Source organism: Streptomyces sp. NPDC047017 (assembly GCF_040644175.1).
Lineage (GTDB): Bacteria > Actinomycetota > Actinomycetes > Streptomycetales > Streptomycetaceae > Streptomyces.
In genome coordinates this window covers 1-21,036 of sequence record NZ_JBEYVW010000024.1, presented here as the reverse complement: position 1 = coordinate 21,036, position 21,036 = coordinate 1, and the positions used below count along the sequence as shown (strand labels likewise).

General features: G+C 73.4%; 15 protein-coding genes and 1 pseudogene. 8 read left to right on the top strand and 8 right to left on the bottom strand.

From position 1 onward, the window contains the following. Positions 1-462: 462 nt before the first annotated feature. Positions 463-798 (top strand): annotated as a pseudogene (locus ABZ858_RS31810) (Rv3235 family protein); the annotation flags it as partial. Between the two features lie 322 nt (positions 799-1,120). On the opposite strand, the gene secA reads toward ABZ858_RS31810, so the two are convergent. After that, a complete protein-coding gene (secA, locus tag ABZ858_RS31805) occupies positions 1,121-3,937 on the bottom strand; it encodes a preprotein translocase subunit SecA (protein ID WP_361386472.1) in 2,817 nt (938 codons plus the stop codon). Between the two features lie 274 nt (positions 3,938-4,211). On the opposite strand from secA, the gene ABZ858_RS31800 reads away from it, so the two are divergent. Then, positions 4,212-4,799 carry a GNAT family protein gene (locus ABZ858_RS31800; protein WP_361386469.1) on the top strand — a complete coding sequence of 196 codons (588 nt, stop codon included), beginning with the start codon at positions 4,212-4,214 and terminating at the stop codon, positions 4,797-4,799. 49 nt (positions 4,800-4,848) lie between these two features. Continuing rightward, complete coding sequence (locus ABZ858_RS31795) at positions 4,849-6,024, top strand: crosslink repair DNA glycosylase YcaQ family protein (protein WP_361386467.1); 1,176 nt, start codon at positions 4,849-4,851, stop codon at positions 6,022-6,024. A gap of 66 nt (positions 6,025-6,090) precedes the next feature. Here the strand turns inward: ABZ858_RS31795 and ABZ858_RS31790 are convergent, their stop codons facing one another. The 7 genes from ABZ858_RS31790 to mtnA form a co-directional block, all read right to left on the bottom strand. Continuing rightward, positions 6,091-6,837: a response regulator transcription factor gene (locus tag ABZ858_RS31790; protein WP_361386465.1), complete on the bottom strand. Its 747-nt coding sequence runs from the start codon at positions 6,835-6,837 to the stop codon at positions 6,091-6,093. A gap of 209 nt (positions 6,838-7,046) precedes the next feature. Then, on the bottom strand, positions 7,047-7,739 hold the full coding sequence (gene raiA / locus ABZ858_RS31785) for a ribosome-associated translation inhibitor RaiA (protein WP_361386463.1): 693 nt from the start codon (positions 7,737-7,739) through the stop codon (positions 7,047-7,049). Between the two features lie 320 nt (positions 7,740-8,059). After that, the gene (locus ABZ858_RS31780; RefSeq protein ID WP_361386460.1) at positions 8,060-8,887 is read right to left on the bottom strand and encodes a ComF family protein; all 828 of its coding nucleotides are present in this window, start codon (positions 8,885-8,887) and stop codon (positions 8,060-8,062) included. Positions 8,888-9,011: 124 nt separating this feature from the next. After that, a complete protein-coding gene (locus ABZ858_RS31775; RefSeq protein WP_361386457.1) occupies positions 9,012-10,850 on the bottom strand; it encodes an LpqB family beta-propeller domain-containing protein in 1,839 nt (612 codons plus the stop codon). Beyond that, the gene (gene mtrB / locus ABZ858_RS31770; RefSeq protein ID WP_361386454.1) at positions 10,840-13,050 is read right to left on the bottom strand and encodes an MtrAB system histidine kinase MtrB; all 2,211 of its coding nucleotides are present in this window, start codon (positions 13,048-13,050) and stop codon (positions 10,840-10,842) included. The genes ABZ858_RS31775 and mtrB overlap by 11 nt, the downstream gene beginning before the upstream one ends. 1 nt (position 13,051) lies before the next feature. Beyond that, positions 13,052-13,741 carry a two-component system response regulator MtrA gene (gene mtrA, locus ABZ858_RS31765; RefSeq protein ID WP_361386451.1) on the bottom strand — a complete coding sequence of 230 codons (690 nt, stop codon included), beginning with the start codon at positions 13,739-13,741 and terminating at the stop codon, positions 13,052-13,054. Between the two features lie 112 nt (positions 13,742-13,853). After that, positions 13,854-14,996 (bottom strand): S-methyl-5-thioribose-1-phosphate isomerase, encoded by a 1,143-nt coding sequence (mtnA, locus tag ABZ858_RS31760; RefSeq protein ID WP_361386448.1) that lies wholly within the window; start codon positions 14,994-14,996, stop codon positions 13,854-13,856. Positions 14,997-15,137: 141 nt separating this feature from the next. Between mtnA and ABZ858_RS31755 the strand changes: the two genes are divergently transcribed. From ABZ858_RS31755 to ABZ858_RS31735, 5 genes are read left to right on the top strand one after another with little or no spacing between them, the layout of a single operon-like run. Beyond that, positions 15,138-16,559: a glycerophosphoryl diester phosphodiesterase membrane domain-containing protein gene (locus tag ABZ858_RS31755; protein WP_361386445.1), complete on the top strand. Its 1,422-nt coding sequence runs from the start codon at positions 15,138-15,140 to the stop codon at positions 16,557-16,559. 4 nt (positions 16,560-16,563) lie between these two features. After that, positions 16,564-17,388, top strand: coding sequence for a DUF4129 domain-containing protein (locus tag ABZ858_RS31750; protein ID WP_361386442.1), 825 nt, complete (start codon positions 16,564-16,566; stop codon positions 17,386-17,388). Beyond that, positions 17,385-18,581 carry a DUF4350 domain-containing protein gene (locus ABZ858_RS31745; protein ID WP_361386439.1) on the top strand — a complete coding sequence of 399 codons (1,197 nt, stop codon included), beginning with the start codon at positions 17,385-17,387 and terminating at the stop codon, positions 18,579-18,581. Before ABZ858_RS31750 ends, ABZ858_RS31745 begins: the two co-directional genes overlap by 4 nt. Beyond that, positions 18,581-19,570, top strand: coding sequence for a MoxR family ATPase (locus ABZ858_RS31740; RefSeq protein ID WP_361386436.1), 990 nt, complete (start codon positions 18,581-18,583; stop codon positions 19,568-19,570). The genes ABZ858_RS31745 and ABZ858_RS31740 overlap by 1 nt, the downstream gene beginning before the upstream one ends. Continuing rightward, entirely contained in the window at positions 19,570-20,880 is a 1,311-nt protein-coding gene (locus ABZ858_RS31735; RefSeq protein ID WP_361386433.1) for a DUF58 domain-containing protein, read from the top strand. Before ABZ858_RS31740 ends, ABZ858_RS31735 begins: the two co-directional genes overlap by 1 nt. Positions 20,881-21,036: the final 156 nt, after the last annotated feature.

Here is a 21,036-nt window from a genome sequence, read left to right as displayed (position 1 = left end):
GACCGTGACGGCACGGCCGGCACGGGCCAAGGCCGGCCGGCCGGGGCGAGCCAGAGCCGTACGGCAGGGACCGGCCGAAACGGCACGACAGGCACGACAGGCACGGCAGGCACGACAGGCACGACAGGCACGGCAGGCGCGACAGGCACGAGCCGGGATCGCACGGCAGCCGCGAGCCAAGGCCGTACGGCGGGTGCGGGGACGAGCCGGGGCCGCACGCCGGCCGGTGGGCGGCCTCCGGGCGCCCCGCGCCGCACAGCCCCGCCGGGCGCGGCCCCCGCGCGCACGGCCCCCGCACGCACGGCCCCAGCGAGCGCAGCTCCAGCACGCACAGGCCCAGCACGCACAACACGCACAGCCCGCACGAGCCCAGCACACACCGCGTCCACCACCCCCCACCCACCGATCCAGACCGGCAGCTCCCCCACCACCGCCTCACCCGTCTTCTCGGTCCCGCTCACCACCGACCTCTTCGCCGAGCGCCTCCTCGCCGTGCTCAGCGGGGAACGGCCCGTGCACTGGATGCTCCGGCACACCGCCGGCCGCGCCTACGACGAACTGGCCCGGCTCGCCGAGCGCGGCCCGCTGCGCACCCGCGGCACCCGTCCCGTGGTCCGCGACATCGGCTACTACGAGCCCCGCCCCGGCGCCTTCGAGGTCTTCGCCCGTATCGGCGCCGGCGACCAGTTGCGCGCCATGGCCTTCCGCCTGGAACAGGGCCGCGACCTGCGCTGGCGCTGCACAGCGGTGGAACTGGGCGGCCCGCGCGACCGACGGCGGGGCGACGAGGAGGACTGACCGCGCCGGCCTGGGCCGCCCCTCCCGGGCGCCCCGGCCACTCGGCAGGTCCGCCCGGCGAGTCGTCCAGGGCCCCACAGGCGCCGCCCGAAGCCGTGGAGCCCCCCCGGCGACGGCGGCGCCCCAGCCCCCCCTGAAGGCCCTCCACGGCACCAAGGACGTACCAGGGCCCACCACCCACGAGTCACCGCCACCACCGCTAGCGCGGCGGCGGCGAGCACCGCCCGGCGACCCGCGGGCCGGAGGCCGGGCAAGCCCGAAGGGCCGGGCACCCCCTGGATGCCCGGCCCTTCCTGGTCTGCCGCTCCCCGCGGAGCCGCCCTCACTTCTTGCGGCGCCGGCCCGCCTTCGCCTGCTTGCGGCGCTCCGCGCGCGTGAGGCCGTCGGACTCGGAGCGGACCGGCTCGTCGTCGCTGGCGAACTCGCCCTCGACGACACCGCCCTCCCCATCCACCGTCGGCGCGGAGAAGTGCAGGTCACGCCGCTGCGGCGCGTCCAGCCCCTTCGCACGGATCTCCGGACGCGCACCCGCCTGCGCCGGCACCGCGTCCTGCGGCGCCTTCTCCAGGGACGGCGCCGCGTCCTCCACCGGGACCTCCTCGACCTGCTGCTCGACCTGGACCTCCAGGTTGAACAGGTAGCCGACGGACTCCTCCTTGATGCCGTCCATCATCGCGGAGAACATGTCGAAGCCCTCGCGCTGGTACTCGACCAGCGGGTCCTTCTGCGCCATCGCGCGCAGGCCGATGCCCTCCTGGAGGTAGTCCATCTCGTAGAGGTGCTCGCGCCACTTGCGGTCCAGGACCGACAGCACGACCCGGCGCTCCAGCTCACGCATGATCTCCGAGCCGAGCTGCGTCTCCCGCGCCTCGTACTGCTCGTGGATGTCGTCCTTGATGGAGTCGCCGATGAACTCGGCCGTCAGGCCCGCACGGTCGCCGGCCGCCTCCTCCAACTCCTCGACGGTGACCTTCACCGGGTAGAGCTGCTTGAAGGCGCCCCACAGCCGGTCGAGGTCCCAGTCCTCCGGGAAGCCCTCGGCGGTCTCCGCCTGGACGTAGGCGTCGATCGTGTCGTCCATGAAGTGCTGCACCTGCTCGTGCAGGTCCTCGCCCTCCAGGACGCGGCGCCGCTCGCCGTAGATGACCTCGCGCTGGCGGTTGAGCACCTCGTCGTACTTCAGGACGTTCTTGCGGGTCTCGAAGTTCTGCTGCTCGACCTGCGACTGCGCGGAGGCGATCGCGCGGGTGACCATCTTGTTCTCGATCGGCACGTCGTCGGGGACGTTCGCCATCGACATCACGCGCTCGACCATCTGGGCCTTGAACAGGCGCATCAGGTCATCGCCCAGGGAGAGGTAGAACCGGGACTCGCCGGGGTCGCCCTGGCGGCCGGAGCGGCCGCGCAGCTGGTTGTCGATACGGCGCGACTCGTGCCGCTCGGTGCCCAGCACATAGAGGCCGCCGAGCTTCTCGACCTCGTCCTTCTCCGCCTTGACGGCCTGCTCGGCCTTCTCCAGGGCGGCGGGCAGCGCCTGCGCCCACTCCTCGATGTGCTCCTCGGGGTCGAGGCCGCGCTGGCGCAGCTCCGCCTCGGCCAGGTCCTCGGGGTTGCCGCCGAGCTTGATGTCCGTGCCTCGGCCGGCCATGTTGGTCGCCACCGTCACGGCGCCCTTGCGGCCGGCCTGGGCGACGATGGTGGCCTCGCGCTCGTGGTGCTTGGCGTTGAGCACCTCGTGCTGGATGCCGCGCTTGCTGAGCTGCTGCGAGAGGTACTCGGACTTCTCGACCGAGGTGGTGCCGACCAGGATCGGCTGGCCCTTCTCGTGCTTCTCGGCGATGTCGTCGACGACCGCCTCGAACTTGGCGACCTCGGTGCGGTAGATCAGGTCGGACTGGTCCTTGCGGACCATCGGCCGGTTGGTCGGGATGGGGACCACGCCGAGCTTGTAGATCTGGTGGAACTCGGCGGCCTCGGTCATCGCCGTACCGGTCATGCCGGAGAGCTTGTTGTAGAGGCGGAAGAAGTTCTGCAGGGTGATCGTGGCGAGCGTCTGGTTCTCGTCCTTGATGTCCACCCCTTCCTTCGCCTCGATCGCCTGGTGCATGCCCTCGTTGTAGCGGCGGCCGGCGAGGATACGGCCGGTGTGCTCGTCGACGATCATGACTTCGCCGTCGATGACGACGTAGTCCTTGTCCTTCTTGAACAGTTCCTTGGCCTTGATGGCGTTGTTCAGGTAACCGACGAGCGGGGTGTTCACCGACTCGTAGAGGTTGTCGATGCCCAGCCAGTCCTCGACCTTGGAGACACCGGCCTCGTGGATGGCGACCGTGCGCTTCTTCTCGTCGACGTCGTAGTCGCCGGTCTCCTCGACGCCCTTGAGCGGGTTGCCCGCCTCGCCCTTCTTCAGGCGGGTGACCAGCTTGGCGAAGTCGCCGTACCACTTGGTGGCCTGGTCGGCCGGGCCGGAGATGATCAGCGGGGTGCGGGCCTCGTCGACCAGGATGGAGTCGACCTCGTCGACGATGGCGAAGTTGTGGCCGCGCTGTACCAGTTCGTCCTTCGACCAGGCCATGTTGTCGCGCAGGTAGTCGAAGCCGAACTCGTTGTTGGTGCCGTAGGTGATGTCGCAGGCGTACTGCTCGCGGCGCTGGGCCGGCGTCATGTTGGCGAGGATGCAGCCGACGTCCAGGCCCAGGAACTTGTGGACGCGGCCCATCATCTCGGAGTCGCGCTCGGCCAGGTAGTCGTTGACCGTGACGATGTGGACGCCGTCGCCGGAGAGCGCGTTGAGGTAGGCGGGCAGGGTGCCGACCAGCGTCTTGCCCTCACCGGTCTTCATCTCGGCGACATACCCCATGTGCAGGGCGGCGCCGCCCATCATCTGCACGTCGTAGTGCCGCTGGCCCAGGACGCGCTTGGCCGCCTCGCGCACGGTGGCGAACGCCTCCGGCAGCAGGTCCTCCAGGCTCTCGCCGTCGGCGTACCGCTGCTTGTACTCATCGGTCAGGGCCCGCAGCTCGGCGTCGGAGAGGTCGACGAAGTCCTCTTCGATGGAGTTGACCTGGCCCGCGATGCGGTGCAGCCTGCGCAGGATCTTGCCTTCGCCTGCACGCATGATCTTCGAGAGGACGGACACGGGGGTTGGTCTCCTTGCCGGTCGGGCCTGGGACGGTCGGGGTTCCATTGGACTTGACTGAGCAACGGCCATCGTATGCGAGGACCCCGCCCAGCCGGGAGGGCCTGCCGCGAGGGCACTCCTCCACACTGCTTCGCGTCGCCTTCACCGGGAACAACGGACGGGGACCGGGGATGGTGCCGTGTTCATCCGAGGAATTGCGCGAAGGGTGACCGCCCGCTCACGGACCGCGAAAAGGATGGCGCCCCGGGCGGGTCCCCCGCAGAATCGGCCGATGGAACCCGTCACGCTCACCACGGCCCGCCTGATCCTGCGCACGGTCGGCGCCGCGGACACCGACGCGGTGTACGCCGCCGCGCAGGACCCCGACATCCAGCGCTGGACCACCGTCCCCTCCCCTTATCTGTACGAGCACGCGCACAGCTTCACCCGGCAGCAGGTCCCCGACGGCTGGGCGGACGGTTCGATGGCCACCTTCGGCCTCTTCCTGCCCGGGCAGGACGGGGACCTCGTGGGCATGCTCGGCGTCACCATGCGCTCGCTGGGCCAGGCCGAGATCGGGTTCTGGGCCACCAAGGAGCACCGCGGCAACGGCTACACCACCGAGGCCGTCCGCGCCGCCTCCCGCTGGTCCTTCACCCACCTCGCCGTCGACCGCCTGGAGTGGCGTGCCGAGGTCGGCAACACCGCCTCCCGCGCGGTGGCCGAACGGTCCGGCTTCACCGTCGAGGGCGTCCTGCGCTCGGCGGTCAACAACAACGGGGTGCGGCGGGACTGCTGGGTGGGGTCCCTGCTCCCCTCCGACCTGGAACTGGCCTCGACGGCGCCCTACCTGCCCGCCCGCGCCGAACCGGCCGGATGAAACCGCAGGTCGGGGCGGGCTGTCAGTGCGGGCCTCTATCGTGCCGAGCATGACGACCGTCCCGCGTCCCACCACCGACCTCTCGGCGGACGATGCCCGCCGTATCGCGCTGCGCGCCCAGGGCCTGCTCGGCGCCCCCGACCGCCGGTCCGGCGTCCGCGGCGTCCTGCGCCACCTCGGCGCCGTCCAGCTGGACACCATCTCGGTCCTGGCCCGCTCCCACGAACTCATCCCCTACGCCCGCCTCGGCGCGGTGGGCCGCAGAACGGTCGAGGACGCCTACTGGACGGACACCCACGCCTTCGAGTACTGGTCGCACGCCGCGTGCGTGCTGCCCATCGAGGAGTGGCCCCACTTCGCCTTCCGCCGCCGCGCCTACCGCGCCCGCCCGCACTGGAACCACACGCTGCCCGACGGCACGTACGACCAGGTGATCAAGCAGCTGACCACCGAAGGCCCGCTGACGGCCACCGAGTTGGGCGGTGCCAAGCGGACCAGCGAGTGGTGGGACTGGTCCGGCACCAAGGTCGCCGTCGAGCGCGCCCTGATGTACGGCGAGGTGGTCTGCGTCGAGCGCCGCGGCTGGAAGCGGGTGTACGACCTGGCCGAGCGCGCCGTCCCCGCCCACCTGCTGCACGACGAGCTGGACGACACCGAGTGCCTGCGCCGCCTGGTCCGGCTGGCCGGCCAGTCGCTGGGCGTGGGCACGCGCGCGGACATCGCCGACTACCACCGGCTCAAGGGCGAGCAGGTCGACGCGGTGATCGCCGAATCGGGCCTGGTCCCGGTCACGGTCGAGGGCTGGGGAAAGCCCGCCTGGGCGGACCCGGCGGCACTGCTCGCACCGCCGCGCGGCCGGCACCGCACCACCCTGCTGTCGCCCTTCGACTCCCTGGTCTGGGACCGGGCGCGCACCGAGCGGATCTTCGGCTTCACCCACCGCCTGGAGGCGTACGTCCCGAAGCCCAAGCGCGTGTACGGCTACTTCGCCATGCCGGTGCTCGCCCAGGGCCGCCTCGTCGGCCGCGTGGACCCGTCCCGCGAGGGCCGCACTCTCGTGGCCCGGCAGGTCACCCTGGACGGCCCCGGGTCCGTGCCCGCCGTCGCCCAGGCGCTCGTCGAGGCGGCGAGCTGGGTGGACTGCACGGACGTACGGGTCGAACGGGTGGACGCCCCCGACCTGCGCGAGCCCCTCACCCGGGAACTGGCCCACGCGCTGTCCTGACCACCGGCCGACCCCGCAGGGAGGCCCCACAGAGAGGCCCCGCCGAGATCAGAAGACCGGAGGTCCTCAGCGGATCTCCAGGATCTTCTCCCGCATCGCGTACACCACCGCCTCCATCCTGGAGTGCAGCTGCAGCTTCTCCAGGATGTTGCGGACGTGGTTCTTCACGGTGTTCTCGGAGATGAACAGCTCCTTGGCGATGTCCCGGTTGTTCATCCCCGTGGCCACCAGCTTGAGGACCTCCAGCTCCCGGTCGGTCAGCCGGGGCGCGGGGACCAGGCGGCGCTCGTCGGTGCGCTGGATCATCGACTTGAACTCGGTGAGCAGCTTGGACGCCATGGACGGGCTGATCTGCGACTGGCCGTCGGCCACCGCGCGGATGGCGGTGGCCACCTCGTCGGTGGAGATCTCCTTGAGCAGGTAGCCGGTCGCCCCCGCCTTGATCGCGTCGTAGAGGTCGGCCTCCTCGTCGCTGATCGTCAGCATGATGATCTTCGCGCTGGGCGCGACCTCCTTGATGGAGGTGCACGCCTCGATCCCGCCGCGCCGGGGCATCCGTACGTCCATCAGCACGATGTCGGGCAGCAGGTCGGCGGCCTTGTCGACGGCCTCGGCGCCGTCCCCCGCCTCCCCGACGACCTGGATGTCCTCCTCCGCGGCGAGCACGATCTCCAGGCCGCGGCGGAACAGGGCGTGGTCGTCCACGACCAGGACCCTGATCGGCTCCGCTCGGGACGTACCCGCCTCCGGACCCATGCCGACGGCGTCGTGACCGGTCTCCGCGTCACGCAGCGGTCCGAAGCTGTCCGTCATCGTTGTTCCTCCCCCGGAGGCTGTGGCCCGGTGTGCGATGCCGTGGCCAACCCAAGGCAACGGCCCAGCGGTTGGGCGCGTTGCGGCCATGATTCCATGTCCGGCCGACACCACGGTGACCAAGCGGTGCACGAAGGGGGCGCACACCGGTGCCCCTGGGGGCGCACCGCGCGCTCCAGGGGCACCGGCTCGACGGTCGGCCGGGCGGATCAGCCGCCCAGGGTGCCGCCGGCGTCAGGGGCACTCTCCTGAGCCACCATGGTGTCCGTCCGCAGGTGGATCACGCCGTAGTCGTAGGCGTGCCGCCGGTAGACGACGCTCGGCTCCTTGGTCTCGGAGTCGACGAACAGGTAGAAGTCGTGCCCGACCAGCTCCATCTCGTAGAGCGCCTGGTCGAGGGTCATCGGTGAGGCGACGTGGGTCTTCTCGCGGACGACAAGGGGCCCGTCCCCCTGCACCTCCAGCGAACCGACCTTCTTCGTGGGCACCCGGCCCGCTTCCTCGTCCGCGACGGTCAGCCCCTCGGCGTTCAGCGCGGCCGCGCCCGGCACGTGGTCGGCGACCTCGGACGCCGGGATGCGGCGCGCGCCCCGGCGGGAGAAACGCTTGTCGTGCTGCTTGCGCAGCCGGGCCCCCAGCTTCTCCGCGGCCAGGTCGAGTGCCGCGTACGGATCGCTGGCCGCCGCCTCCGCCCGGATCACCGGACCGCGGGAGCGGAGCGTGATCTCCACCCGGTCGCAACGGTCGGCCTGTCGGGGGTTGGGCTCCTTGGACACCTCGACGTCGAGGCTCATCACCTTGCCATCGAGCTTCTGGATCTTCTCCAGGTTCAGCTTGTCGGCCACGTGCTTGCGGAACCGCTCGGGCACCTCGGTCTTGCGGCCCTTGACGACGATGTCCACGCAGAACTCCGTTCCCGGATCGCTCCGCTCACCGGCGGAGCGTCTCCCTTTCGCACTCGGTTCCGGTCAGTCCGGAACCTCGGACTCGGTGACGTCCACCTCCCCTTCCCCGTGGGCGAGATCTCCACCCTGCCGTGCGGGTGATTGCGGAAAACACGCGAACCCTCGGCACGGCATTCGGATATGACGGGAAGGGCCTCCGCCTTTCCCTCACAACCCGAACATATCTCGCCCGGACGGATGACGTCACCCTCTACTACGGCGTACCTCCGTTCAGGTGAATTACTCCCCTCATTACCTGCAACGACGCAAGTTCAGAGTCAGTTCCGGTTTATCTCGAAGGAATCCGGTGACGCCGCGACGACGGCCGCACAGATCACGTCACCCGCGCCGAACTCCCCCGTCAATTCCGATGGGACATACACCGGGTTCCCCTCCTTCCGCCGCTGTCCCGGCTTCCGTTCCCCCATCCCTTCCCGGACCGGCGCCGCGTACACGGCCGAAGTCACCGCGCGCGCCGCCTCCCCGAGCGAGGCACCCGTCGTCATCAGGTCGTCGACCAGCACGACCGGCCCGTCCCGCAGCAGCCGGACACCGCCCGGGGTCACCCGGAGCGCGCCGGCGAGGTTCGCCAGCCGCTCCCGGGAGCCCAGCCCCGACTGGTCGGCCACCGCGCGCCGCTGCCGCAGCACGGCGAGCACCCGCGCCGGTGTACCGGTCCTGCGCAGTTCGCCCGCCGCCGCGAACGCGATCCGCCGCACCGGATCGTGGCCGCGGGCCCGCACGGCGACGCGCGCGGACGGCACGGGCACCAGCAGCACCGTCCGCCCCGACCACCTCCCCCGCGCACGCTCGCTCGTCAGTCCCGCCCGCACGGCGCCCGCCAGGGCCGCGCCCAGCGGACCCGCCAGGGCCAGCGCGCCGCGCTCCTTGTGGGCGAGGAGAGCGGCCCGGACCTCGTCGGCGTACGGGGCCGCCGCGTGCACGGCCGGCAGGCCGGACGGCTCCGGCACCGGTCGCACCCGGCGCGGCGCGGACCCGCTGAGGACGGCACGGCACCGGGGACAGAGCACCGTGCGCGGCCTGCCGCAGCCTCCGCACTCGGCCGGCAGTACCAGGTCGGTGAAGTCCCGCCACCACCCGCGCATGGCTCCACTGTGCCCACGCCAACCGGCCTCGGCCACCCCTGTGGACAACGGGCGGCGGCAGCCTGTGGACAACCTCTCCCGAGGCGACCGGAGCTTCACTCACACGAGTGACACGGCGTGCCGCTCAGCCGGGATAGACCGGCGCCGACCCGTCCTTGACCACCTTCTGCCACTGCGACCCGGACGACATCCGGACGATCCCGTCCGTCGAGTACGCCACGAGCGGCAGCCGCTCGTCCTCGGACGCGGCGATCGACTGCACGCCCGTGAGCGCGGCCGGCGAGGGCCCCTCCGGAGTGGAGCCGTCCACCTGGACGTACCGCATCGCCTGCACGCCCCCCTGCTCGCGCCCGGCGACCACGAGCCGGCTGTCGCCCGCCCACGACATCGCGGTGACGTCCTCCAGCTCGGGCGCCGCGGACCGCAGCCCGGCCAGCGACACCCGCGGCCCGTCCCCGCCCTGGCTGTCGCGTTCGATCCGCCCGACGAGCAGCGTCCTGGTGCCGTTCCCGCGCTCCACGACCAGCGCCATCCGCACCCCGTCCGCGGCCACCCGCACCGCGTCGACGCGCCCGTCGAGGCCGGGCGCGGCCACGTCCAGCGGCCGGCCGGTGCCGTGCTCCAGCACCATCAGGCGCGGCCGGGCCGGGTCGCGGTCGGCCACCCACAGATCGCCGCGCGCGTCCCAGCTCGGCGCGGTCAGCCGGTCGTCCTCGGTCTTCCCCTGGCTCTGCAGCACCGGGGCGCCCAGCGTGCCGCCCGCGGCCGGCTGCTCGACGAACAGCGTCCGCCGGTCGTAACCGACCCCGGCGACGGTGCGCTCGTCCCAGGACACCGCGGCCGAGTACAGCTTCTGGACGCCCTCGCCCAGCGCGCCCGGCACCGGTTCGGCCTCCGTCCCGGCACTGGCGCCGGCGATCCGCACCAGCCGGTGCCGGTCGTCGAGGAAGTACAGGTACTCGGGCCGCTTCGCCGACCCGTGCGTGGCGACGGTCCGGGCCCGGTCCGCGCCGAGCGTGCACAGCGTCCTGCCGTGCGCGGTCTGCAACGCCACCGTCTCCACCGTCGGCGTCAGGTTCTGCGCCGTGAACAGCAGCTGCGCCGCCATCTCCCAGCACTTCCCGGTCCCCACGCCGGCCGCCTTCTCGTTCAGCGGCACGGTCAGCCTGTTCTGGTCGTCGGGCGCCAGCGCGGACACGCCCGCCGGCAGTGCCGTACCGGCCGGGAAGGTGGAGCTGACCACCGGCCGGAGCCAGCTCGTGGGCCCGCTGAGCACGGACCGCACCATCTGCGTCATCGCGTCCACCCGCCGGCGCACATAGACGGGATCGGCGACGGCCGTCGCCGGCTCGCCCGCCCGCGCCCGGGTGTCGGAGGCGAAGTAGTACTTGTTGACGGAGAGGTAGTTGCGCTGGAAGTCCGACTGCCCCATGAGCACGCCCTGCGGCAGCACGTCGATGCGCCACTGCCCGGACTTGCGGTCCCGGATCAGGTGCACCGGCTGGTTGTAGCGGCCGGCGAGCGGCGTGTACGACTGCTGCGCGTCCACCCGGGCCACCTTGCTGCCGGTCAGGGTGTACGCGTACTCGCCGGTGTCCTCGTGCGCCGTCGCGCGGTCGACCTCGATGTCCGGTCCGTTGGCGAGCACGGTCGTGGACTGCTCCGGCCGCCACTGCCGCGAGGCCGCCGCGGTCAGGTACTGGCGTGCCGTCGCGTACTGCGGATCGTCGCTGGTCAGCGCCTCAAGGAAGCCCTGCACGATCTCCGACGGCGGAGCGTCCTCCCGGGGCGGCATGGCGAACACCCGGACCTCGGTGTCCTGGCGCGGGGTGGACTCCACGTTCCGTACGTCCCCGCTGTCGGGCATCGAGGCGCACCCCGCCAGCAGGACGACCCCCCAGGCGGCGTACGCCACCGCGCGCATCGGCCGTCGCCGCGCGCCCCCCTCGCGGTCAGCGCCCACGAAATGCCTCCCCTTGCTCCTTCACGCCCCGCGCCCCGGCCCCCTCCGGACCCACCGGACCCCCGCCCTCGCACGCCCCCGAATCGGCTGCACCGGCGCTCCCGTACGTCCCTGAATCCGCCGCGTCCCCGGCACCCGCACCCTCGTGCGCCCCGAGATCCGCCGGCCGTGCGCCATCGTGCGCCGGGGGGTCCCCGGCGGGCGCGGTGTCCGGCCGGCGTCCGCCCGAGGCGGGCCGGGGCACCACGCGCGCGCCGTTGCCGGGCAGCGCGGTCGGGTCGGCCGTGGCGGTCGCCGCGGCCGGCCGGGAGGCTATCGGGTCCCTGCCGTCACGGCCCGGCATCGCGGTGCGCTCACCGGTCGCCTGCACGGGCACCGTGGCCCGCTTGGCACCGTCCCGCGGCGTGCCGGAGCCGTCGACTCCGCGGTTGCGCCGCGAGTCCTTGGGCTCCAGCGGTATCGGCGAGCCCCGCAGCGGCTCGTCCGCGGTCCTCGGCAGCGTCAGCCGGAACTGCGAACCGCCGCCCGGCTCGCCCCACGCCTGCAGCCAGCCGCCGTGCAGCCGGGCGTCCTCCAGGGCGATCGACAGCCCGAGGCCCGTCCCCCCGGTGGTACGCGCGCGTGCCGGGTCGGCGCGCCAGAAGCGGCTGAAGACCCGGGTCGCCTCGCCCGGCTTGAGCCCGACGCCGTAGTCGCGCACCGCGACCGCGACCGCGCCGCCCGCCGCGGCGAGCTTGACCACGACGTCCCGGCCCTCACCGTGCTCGACGGCGTTGACGACCAGATTGCGCAGCACGCGCTCCACGCGCCGCGCGTCGGCCTCGGCGACCACCGGCTGCTGGTCGCCGACGACGCGTATCAGGGTGCCTTTGCGCTCGGCGAGCGGCTCGGCCCCGCTGACCACCCGCCGTACCACCTCCCGCAGGTCGATGGCGTCGGCGTCCAGCGCCGCCGCGCCCGCGTCGAAGCGGCTGATCTCCAGCAGGTCCGCCAGCAGCGACTCGAACCGGTCGACCTGGTCGAGGAGGAGTTCCGCCGAACGGGCGGTGACCGGGTCGAAGTCCTCGCGGGCCTCGTGGATGACGTCGGCGGCCATCCGCACGGTCGTCAGCGGCGTGCGCAGCTCGTGCGAGACGTCGGAGACGAACCGGCGCTGCATCCGCGACAGGTCCTCCAGCTGGTTGATCTTCAGCTGGAGGTTCTGCGCCATCTTGTTGAACGCCTCGCCCAGGCGCGCGATGTCGTCCTCGCCGGTGACCTTCATCCGCTCCTGGAGCCGGCCGGCCGAGAGCCGCTCGGCGATCCCGGCGGCCATCCGCACCGGCGTGACGACCTGGCGCACCACCAGCCAGGCGATCGCCCCCAGCAGGACGACGACGAAGAGGCCGGCCGTCGCCAGCGTGCCCTTCACCAGGCTCAGCGACTTCTCCTCCTGGCTGAGCGGGAAGAGGTAGTACAGCTGGTACGGGTCACCGTTGGGGTCGTTGACCTGCTTGCCGATGACCAGGGCGGACTGGGGGTCCTTGTCGGTGTCCTTGTAGATGATCCGGGTGTAGCTCTGGGCGGCGGTCGTGCTGCCGTTGATCCGCGCCCGCAGGGCCTCGGGGACGCTCCCGGTCGGGTCCACCTGCCCGGAGGCGCGCGGGCCGCGCCCGGCCGCGCTGTCCTCGCCCGCGGGCAGGGTGACGACGTCGAAGGCGCCTTGGCCGCCGCTGGAGAGCGACGACACCAGCTCGCTCATCCACGAGATGACGTTCTGGGAGGAGTGCCCGTTGCCCGGGGCGGTGGTCGTGCCGTCGTCGCTGGTGCCGCTCGCGGCCTCGTCGGCCCGCTGCTTGGCCACCGCGAACCCGCCGGTGGCCTGGCTCTGCGAGGCCCGCACCTTGGCGTCGAGCAGCCCGTTGCGCACCTGCCCGATGACGACGAAGCCGAGCAGCAGGACGACGCCCAGGGACATCAGCAGCGTGGTGGCGACCACCTTGAGCTGGATGTTGCGCCGCCACAGCCGCATCACGGGCAGCAGCGGCCGGCGCACCCAGCGCAGCAGCAGCCGCAGGACCGGACTGCCCTGCACGCCGCCGTTCAGCAGCCCGCCCTCCAGCAGGCGTGCCCAGCGGGAACCCGCGCTCGTCCGGCCGACACGCCGCCCCGCGCGGGACCCGGACCGTCCGGGCGCCGAAGCGGCGCTGTCCCCGGACATGTCAGCTCGGTCCGGCCTTGTAGCCGACACCGCGGACGGTGACCACGATCTCCGGCTTCTCCGGGTCCTTCTCGACCTTGGACCGCAGCCGCTGCACATGCACATTCACCAGGCGCGTGTCCGCCGCGTGGCGGTAGCCCCACACCTGCTCCAGGAGCACCTCGCGGGTGAACACCTGCCACGGCTTGCGGGCGAGCGCGACCAGCAGGTCGAACTCCAGCGGCGTCAGCGCGATGGAGTGCCCGTCCCGCTTCACGGAGTGCCCGGCCACGTCGATGACCAGGTCACCGATGGCGAGCTGCTCCGGCGCGGGCTCCTCCGACCTGCGCAGCCGGGCCCGGATACGGGCGACCAGCTCCTTCGGCTTGAACGGCTTCACGATGTAGTCGTCGGCGCCGGACTCCAGGCCCACGACCACATCGACGGTGTCGCTCTTGGCCGTCAGCATCACGATCGGCACGCCGGACTCCGCCCTGATCAGGCGGCACACCTCGATGCCGTCCCGGCCGGGCAGCATCAGGTCCAGCAGCACCAGATCCGGCTTCGCCTCCCGGAAAGCGGCCAGCGCCTTGTCGCCGTCGGCCACGAACGACGGCTCGAAACCCTCACCACGCAGCACGATCCCGAGCATCTCGGCCAGTGCGGTGTCGTCGTCGACGACAAGGACTCGTCCCTTCATAAACGACATCATCCCATTCTCGTAACGGCTGCGAAGATCCAGGTGAGGCAGCTCACTGGCCTGTGACGATAGTCGTACGGGACCGTCACTGTCTGCCCGCGCCGGAGAACGGGAGGGCCCGGGACTACCCGTCCGCCGCCGGCCGCGACCGCGCGCACAGCTCGGCGAGCCCCTTGGCGGTCACCGGCGAGACCGTGCCCTCCTCGGTGACGATCGCGGTCACCAGTTCGGGCGGGGTCACGTCGAACGCCGGGTTGTACGCCTGGGTGCCCAGCGGAGCGACCGGGATGCCGCCGCCGGCCCCCGTCACCGGGATCTGGGGGGCGATCAGCTCGGTCACCTCGTACCCGGGGCGCTGCTCGACCTCGATGGCCGACCCGTCCGGGGTGCGCGCGTCCACCGTCGTCACCGGGGCCACCACGACGAACGGCACATGGTGGTAGCGGGCGAGCACCGCGAGCGGGTAGCTGCCCACCTTGTTCGCCACCGAGCCGTCGGCCGCGATGCGGTCCGCGCCGATCAGCACCGCGTCCACCTCGCCCGCCGCGAACAGGGAACCCGCCGCGTTGTCGGTGAGCAGCGTGTACGCCAGGTCGTTGCGGGCCGCCTCGTACGCCGTCAGGCGGGCGCCCTGGAGCAGCGGGCGGGTCTCGTCCACCCACAGCCGGCGCAGCCGCCCCGCGCGGTGCGCGGCGAGCGCCACCGCGAACGCCGTGCCCTCCCCGCCCGACACCAGCGACCCGGTGTTGCAGTGGGTGAGGATCCGGTGCCCGCCGCCGGGCAGCAGCTCGTCCAGCAGCGCCAGCCCGTGCTCGGCCATCCGGGCGCTGGCCCGGGCGTCCTCCAGGTGCAGCTGCCGCGCGGCGGCCAGCGCCGCCGGGGCGGCCTGCCGGGCGTCGCCGGTGCGGGCCAGCGCGTCCTGGTACGCGGCCCGCGCCCGGCGCACGCCGACGGAGAGGTTGACCGCGGTGGGCCGGGCGCCTTCGAGGGCGGCGGCCGCGTCGTCCACGTCGAAGCCCCGCGCGGCGGCGAGCGCGACGCCGTACGCCCCGGCGATGCCGAGCAGCGGTGCCCCGCGCACGGCCAGCGACCGGATCGCCTCCACCAGCGCGGGGGCGTCCGTGCACACCAGCTCGACCTCCTCGGCGGGCAGTCGCGTCTGGTCGAGGAGGATGAGCACCGGGCCCTCGGGCGGTTCCTCCCAGCGGATGACCGGAGTCCCCGCCGGCTGGTTGTCCTCACGGGTCTGCGCGTACTGATCAGCCATGCCGACAGTGTTCCCCGTAACCCGCCGCCCATGGAAGGGCGTCCGGCCCGTACCGCGGCAGGTCATCCGAACACCTGCCCATGGCACGATGGCAGCCGACCTGCCGCCGCGCCTGCGGACGGGCACCATGAAGGAGCGACGATGAACGACACTCCGGGCTGGGCCTCGCCCGGATCCGCCCCGTCCGACGGGCAGGACTCCGGCGCGTCCGGGTCCCCCGACGCCGCCGGCCGCCCCGACCCCGCGCAGCAGCCGGCCCAGCCCGCGCAGCCCGCGGAGAGGCCGGGCGCACAGCCGCAGGGTCCCGGCGTGAAGTGGTCCAAGGAGCAGCCGCCACCGGGCCAGTGGTCCGCGCCCGCGGGCTCCCCGCCCGGCCGCGCCTCCGGCCCGACCCCGCCACCACCCCCGCCGGGCCCCGGCTGGGGCGCCCGGCCGCCCGCCCAGGGCGGCTACGGCGGCCCCGGAGGCTACGGGTACGGCGGTCCCGGCGGCCCGGGCGGTTACGGCGGCCCCGGCTGGGGCGGCCCCGGAGGCCACCGGCCCGGCGCCTGGGGAGCCGGCTGGGGCGGCCCGCCCCCGGCGGCCAAGCCCGGCGTGATCCCGCTGCGCCCGCTCGGCCTCGGCGAGATCCTCGACGGCGCGGTGTCCACCATGCGCGCCCACTGGCGCACCGTGCTCGGCATCTCCCTGGCCGTCGCCGTCGTCACCCAGGTCATCAGCATCCTCGTCCAGCGCCTGGCGCTGGACGGCAGCGTCCGCGGCAACGCGCTCGACAACTCGCACGCCACCCCGGGCGAGCTGCTGCGCGCCATGCGCGACACCATGTTCGGCTCGGGCATCCTCTTCGTGGTCACCACCGTGGGCACCGTCCTGGCCACCGCGCTGCTCACGACGGTCACCAGCCGCGCCGTACTCGGCAAGCCGGTCACCCTCGGCGAGGCCTGGCGCGACGCCCGCCCCCAGGTGCTCAGGCTGTTCGGCCTGATCCTGCTGCTGCTCGTCATCTGCCTGGGCGTCTTCGCCGTGGGCCTCGTGCCCGGCATCGTCATCGGCGCCGCCGGATCGCCCATCGCGGGCGCCGCGGTCGCCTTCCTCGGCATCCTGGGCACCGCCGTGGTCGCCCTCTGGCTGGCGATCCGCTTCTGCCTCGCCTCGCCCGCGCTCATGCTGGAGAAGCAGGGCATCAAGAAGGCGATGGGCCGCTCGGCCAAGCTGGTCCGCGACTCCTGGTGGCGGATCTTCGGCATCCAGCTGCTCGCCGTGCTCATCGTGGCCATCGTCTCGGCGGTCATCGGCATCCCCTTCGGCCTCGTCGCCGCGGCGTTCAACGACGGCGGCTTCGCCGGCCTGCTGGACGGCAGCGCCGACCCGGGATGGACGTACCTGATCATCTCCGGGATCGGAGCGGTGATCGGCTCCATGATCACGCTGCCCATCTCGGCCGGTGTCACCGTGCTCCTCTACATCGACCAGCGCATCCGCCGCGAGGGCCTCGACATCGAACTCGCCCGCGCCGCCGGGGTCCAGGGCCAGACCCCCGGCACCCCCGCCTCGGGGAGCTGATGCCGTGAGCCTGCCGGGGGGAGTTCTCACCGCACCGCCCGCGCTCCCGCGCGCGGGAGACCACACGGACGCCGCCCTGCGGGTCCTGCTGCGCGCCGGCCGCACGGCCGCCCTCGCCCAGCCGGGCCCGGGCGGCGGCCCACCGGTCACCGTCCCCCGCGATCCCGCGCGGGAGGCGGCCCGGCGCGAGCTGTCCAAGCGGATGTACCACGAGAACGACCCCGGCCTGCTGCAACGCGTCCTGGACCACTTCTGGGACTGGCTCGACAAACTCTTCGGCTCCGCCTCGGCCGCGACCCCCGGCGGGACCGTCGGCCTCGTCGTCGTCATCGCCGCCGTCCTCGCGGTACTCGGCGCCCTGTGGTGGCGCCTCGGCGCCCCGCGCCGCGAACCCGTCTCCGCCCCCGCCCTGTTCGACGACCGCCCCCGCAGCGCCGCCCAGCACCGCGCCGCCGCCGAGGCCCACGCCGCCCAGGGCCACTGGAACCAGGCCGTCCAGGAACGCATGCGCGCCGTCGTCCGCGCCCTGGAGGAACGCGCCCTCCTCGACATACGCCCCGGCCGCACCGCCGACGAGGCCGCCGCCGAAGCCGGCCGCGCCCTGCCCGCCCACCGCGACCGACTGCACACCGCCGCCCGCGACTTCGATGACGTCACATACGGCGGACGCCAGGCCACCGAACAGGCGTACCAGCGCATCGCCGCACTCGACAGCGACCTGGACCGCACCAAGCCCCGGCTCAGCGACGACACCAGCGACGACAACGACAGCAACAGCGACCGCAGTACGAGCACAGCCCGCGCCGGCCGCCAGGGAGCCGCCGGATGACCACCGAGGCCACCCTCCCCACCACCTCCGCCACGCCGACCGCCCGTCAGGTCTGGACCCGCACGCGGGGCATCCTGCTCGCCCTGCTGCTGCTCATGGCCGCGGCCGTCGCCATCGCCGCGCTCCGCTCCGGCGACCGGCACGGCCGCCTCGACCCGCGCTCCGCCGACGCCTACGGCAGCCACGCCGTCGCCGCCCTCCTCGCCGACCAGGGCGTGTCCACGCGCGTGGTCACCACCCTCGACCAGGCGCGCGCCGCGGCCGGCCCCGACACCACCCTGCTGGTCGCCGCACCCGACCTGCTGACACCCGGTCAGCAGTCCCGGCTGCGCGCGGCGACCGCCGCCTCCGGCGGACGCACCGTCCTCGTCGCCCCGGACAGCCCGTCCCTCGGCCGCCTGGCCCCCGGCGTCACCGCCGACCCGGCCCCCGGCTTCGACGCCACCGTCGCCCCCGCCTGCGCCCTGCCCGCCGCCCGCCGCGCGGGCACCGCGCAGACCGGCGACGGCGTCCGCTACTCGACCACCGCCCCCGGCGCCGACTCCTGCTACCCCAGCGACGGCCTGCCCACCCTCGTGCGCGTCCCGCAGCGCGACGGCGGCGACACCGTCCTCCTCGGCTCGCCCGGCATCCTCTACAACGACCGCCTCGACCAGGAGGGCAACGCCTCCCTCGCCCTCCAACTCCTCGGCTCCCGCACCCATCTGGTCTGGTACCTCCCCTCGCTCACCGACACCCCGGCCACCACCGGCACGGGCGAGCGCGGCTTCTTCGACCTGCTCCCCTCCGGCTGGCTCTGGGGCACCCTGCAACTCTTCGTCGCCGCCGCCCTCGCCGCCCTGTGGCGGGCACGCCGGTTCGGCCCCCTGGTGCCCGAGAAACTCCCCGTCGCGATCCGCGCCTCCGAGACCACCGAAGGCCGCGCCCGCCTCTACCGCAAGGTGAACGCCCGCGACCGCGCCGCCGCCGCTCTCCGCTCCGCCACCCGCACCCGCCTCGCTCCCCTCGTCGGCGTCCCCGCCACCCAGGCGCACTCGCCCGAGACCCTGCTGCCCGCCCTGTCCAGCCGCCTCGACGGCGCCGGACAGGCCCCGCACGACCTCCTCTTCGGCCCGCCGCCCGGCGACGACGCGGCCCTCGTCTCCCTCGCCGACCGACTCGACGCCCTCGAAAGAGAGGTACGCCGTCCATGATGGACCCGACCACTGACAACGCCGGGCACCCCGAGGCCGCGGACGCCGCCCGCTCCGCCCTGGAAGCCCTGCGCGCCGAGATCGCCAAGGCCGTGGTCGGCCAGGACCCCGCCGTGACCGGTCTCGTCGTCGCCCTGCTGTGCCGCGGCCACGTCCTGCTCGAAGGCGTCCCCGGCGTCGCCAAGACACTCCTGGTCCGCACCCTCGCCGCCGCGCTCGAACTCGACACCAAACGCGTCCAGTTCACGCCCGACCTCATGCCCAGCGACGTCACCGGCTCCCTCGTCTACGACGCCCGCACCGCCGAGTTCTCCTTCCAGCCCGGCCCGGTCTTCACCCACCTCGTCCTCGCCGACGAGATCAACCGCACCCCGCCGAAGACCCAGTCGTCGCTCCTCGAAGCCATGGAGGAACGGCAGGTCACCGTCGACGGCACCCCGCGCCCGCTCCCCGACCCGTTCCTCGTCATCGCCACCCAGAACCCGGTCGAGTACGAGGGCACCTACCCCCTGCCGGAAGCCCAGCTGGACCGCTTCCTCCTGAAGCTGACCATCCCGCTGCCCTCCCGGCAGGACGAGATCGACGTCCTCACCCGGCACGCCGCCGGCTTCGACCCGCGCGACCTGCGCGCCGCCGGCGTACGCCCCGTGGCCGGCCGCGCCGACCTCGACGCGGCCCGCGCCGCGATCGCCAAGACCACCGTCTCCCCCGAGATCGCCGCCTACGTCGTCGACCTCTGCCGCGCCACCCGCGAATCCCCGTCCCTCTCGCTGGGCGTCTCCCCGCGCGGGGCGACCGCCCTGCTGGCGACCTCCCGCGCCTGGGCCTGGCTGACCGGCCGCGACTACGTCATCCCCGACGACGTCAAGGCCCTCGCCCTGCCCACCCTGCGCCACCGCCTCCACCTGCGCCCGGAGGCCGAGATGGAAGGCGTCACCGCCGACTCGGTGATCAACGCGATCCTCGCCCACGTCCCGGTCCCCCGCTGATGGCCCTCACCGGACGCGCCGCCCTCCTGGCGGCCCTCGGCTCCCTCCCGGTCGGCATCTGGGACGCCGGCTGGCCGGGCATCCTCGCCGTGAACGCCCCGCTGGCCGTCGCCTGCGCCTGCGACTACGCCCTCGCCGCACCCGTACGCCGGCTCGGCCTGACCCGCTCCGGCGACACCTCCGTGCGCCTCGGCGAGACCGCCGACGTCACCCTCACCGTCACCAACCCCTCCGGCCGCCTGCTGCGCGGCAGCGTCCGCGACGCCTGGCCGCCCAGCAGCTGGCAGCCCGGCACGGAGACGGCGGCCTCCCGCCACCGGGTGACGGTCCCGGCCGGGGAACGCCGCCGGGTGACCACCCGCCTGCGCCCCATCCGCCGCGGCGACCGCCGGGCGGACCGCGTCACCATCCGCTCCTACGGCCCCCTCGGCCTGTTCTCCCGCCAGGGCACCCACCAGGTCCCCTGGACGGTACGCGTCCTGCCGCCGTTCACCAGCCGCAAGCACCTCCCGTCCAAGCTCGCCCGGCTGCGCGAACTCGACGGCCGCACCAGCGTGCTCACCCGCGGCGAGGGCACGGAGTTCGACAGCCTGCGCGAGTACGTCCCCGGCGACGACACCCGCTCCATCGACTGGCGCGCCACCGCCCGCCAGTCCGCCGTCGCCGTACGCACCTGGCGCCCCGAACGCAACCGGCACATCCTGCTGGTCCTGGACACGGGCCGCACCTCCGCGGGCCGGGTGGGCGACGCACCGCGCCTGGACGCCGCGATGGACGCCGCGCTGCTCCTGGCGGCGCTCGCCTCCCGCGCCGGCGACCGCGTGGACCTGCTCGCCTACGACCGCCGCGTCCGCACCCTCGTCCAGGGCCGCGCCGCGAGCCAACTGCTGCCGTCCCTGGTCGAGGCAATGGCCACCCTGGAACCGGAACTCGTCGAGACGGACGCCCGTGGGCTGACGGCCACAGCCTTGCGCACCGCTTCCCGCCGCTCGTTGATCGTCCTGCTCACCGGCCTGGACGCGGCCCCCGTCGAGGAGGGCCTGCTGCCCGTACTGCCCCGGCTCACCCAGCGCCATACGGTCCTCGTGGCGTCGGTGGCCGATCCGCGGGTGGCGGGGATGGCCGCGGCCCGCGGCACCACCGAGGCCGTGTACGAGGCCGCGGCGGCGGCCCGCTCCCAGAGCGAACGCCATCGCACCGCGGAGCGACTCCGCCGGCAGGGCGTCACGGTGGTGGACGCGACCCCGGACGACCTGGCCCCCGCTCTGGCGGACGCCTACCTGTCCCTGAAAGCGGCAGGCCGCCTCTGATTCCCCTGCCGACCAGGGGGGCCGCAAGCCCCCCTGAATCTCTGTATCTTCCCTAAACACGCCCTGAACGCAGAAAAACCCCGCATCTTTCGATGCGGGGTTTTCCCGAAGAATTGTTCGGCGGTGTCCTACTCTCCCACAGGGTCCCCCCTGCAG

Excerpts from the sequence above, each read along its gene's own strand:
- ABZ858_RS31800 (WP_361386469.1), top strand. The coding sequence starts at position 4,212 with ATGGAACCCGTCACGCTCACCACGGCCCGCCTGATCCTGCGCACGGTC.
- ABZ858_RS31795 (WP_361386467.1), top strand. The coding sequence starts at position 4,849 with ATGACGACCGTCCCGCGTCCCACCACCGACCTCTCGGCGGACGATGCC.
- ABZ858_RS31790 (WP_361386465.1), bottom strand. The coding sequence starts at position 6,837 with ATGACGGACAGCTTCGGACCGCTGCGTGACGCGGAGACCGGTCACGAC.
- ABZ858_RS31780 (WP_361386460.1), bottom strand. The coding sequence starts at position 8,887 with ATGCGCGGGTGGTGGCGGGACTTCACCGACCTGGTACTGCCGGCCGAG.
- mtrB (WP_361386454.1), bottom strand. The coding sequence starts at position 13,050 with ATGTCCGGGGACAGCGCCGCTTCGGCGCCCGGACGGTCCGGGTCCCGC.
- mtrA (WP_361386451.1), bottom strand. The coding sequence starts at position 13,741 with ATGATGTCGTTTATGAAGGGACGAGTCCTTGTCGTCGACGACGACACC.
- mtnA (WP_361386448.1), bottom strand. The coding sequence starts at position 14,996 with ATGGCTGATCAGTACGCGCAGACCCGTGAGGACAACCAGCCGGCGGGG.
- ABZ858_RS31755 (WP_361386445.1), top strand. The coding sequence starts at position 15,138 with ATGAACGACACTCCGGGCTGGGCCTCGCCCGGATCCGCCCCGTCCGAC.
- ABZ858_RS31745 (WP_361386439.1), top strand. The coding sequence starts at position 17,385 with ATGACCACCGAGGCCACCCTCCCCACCACCTCCGCCACGCCGACCGCC.
- ABZ858_RS31740 (WP_361386436.1), top strand. The coding sequence starts at position 18,581 with ATGGACCCGACCACTGACAACGCCGGGCACCCCGAGGCCGCGGACGCC.
- ABZ858_RS31735 (WP_361386433.1), top strand. The coding sequence starts at position 19,570 with ATGGCCCTCACCGGACGCGCCGCCCTCCTGGCGGCCCTCGGCTCCCTC.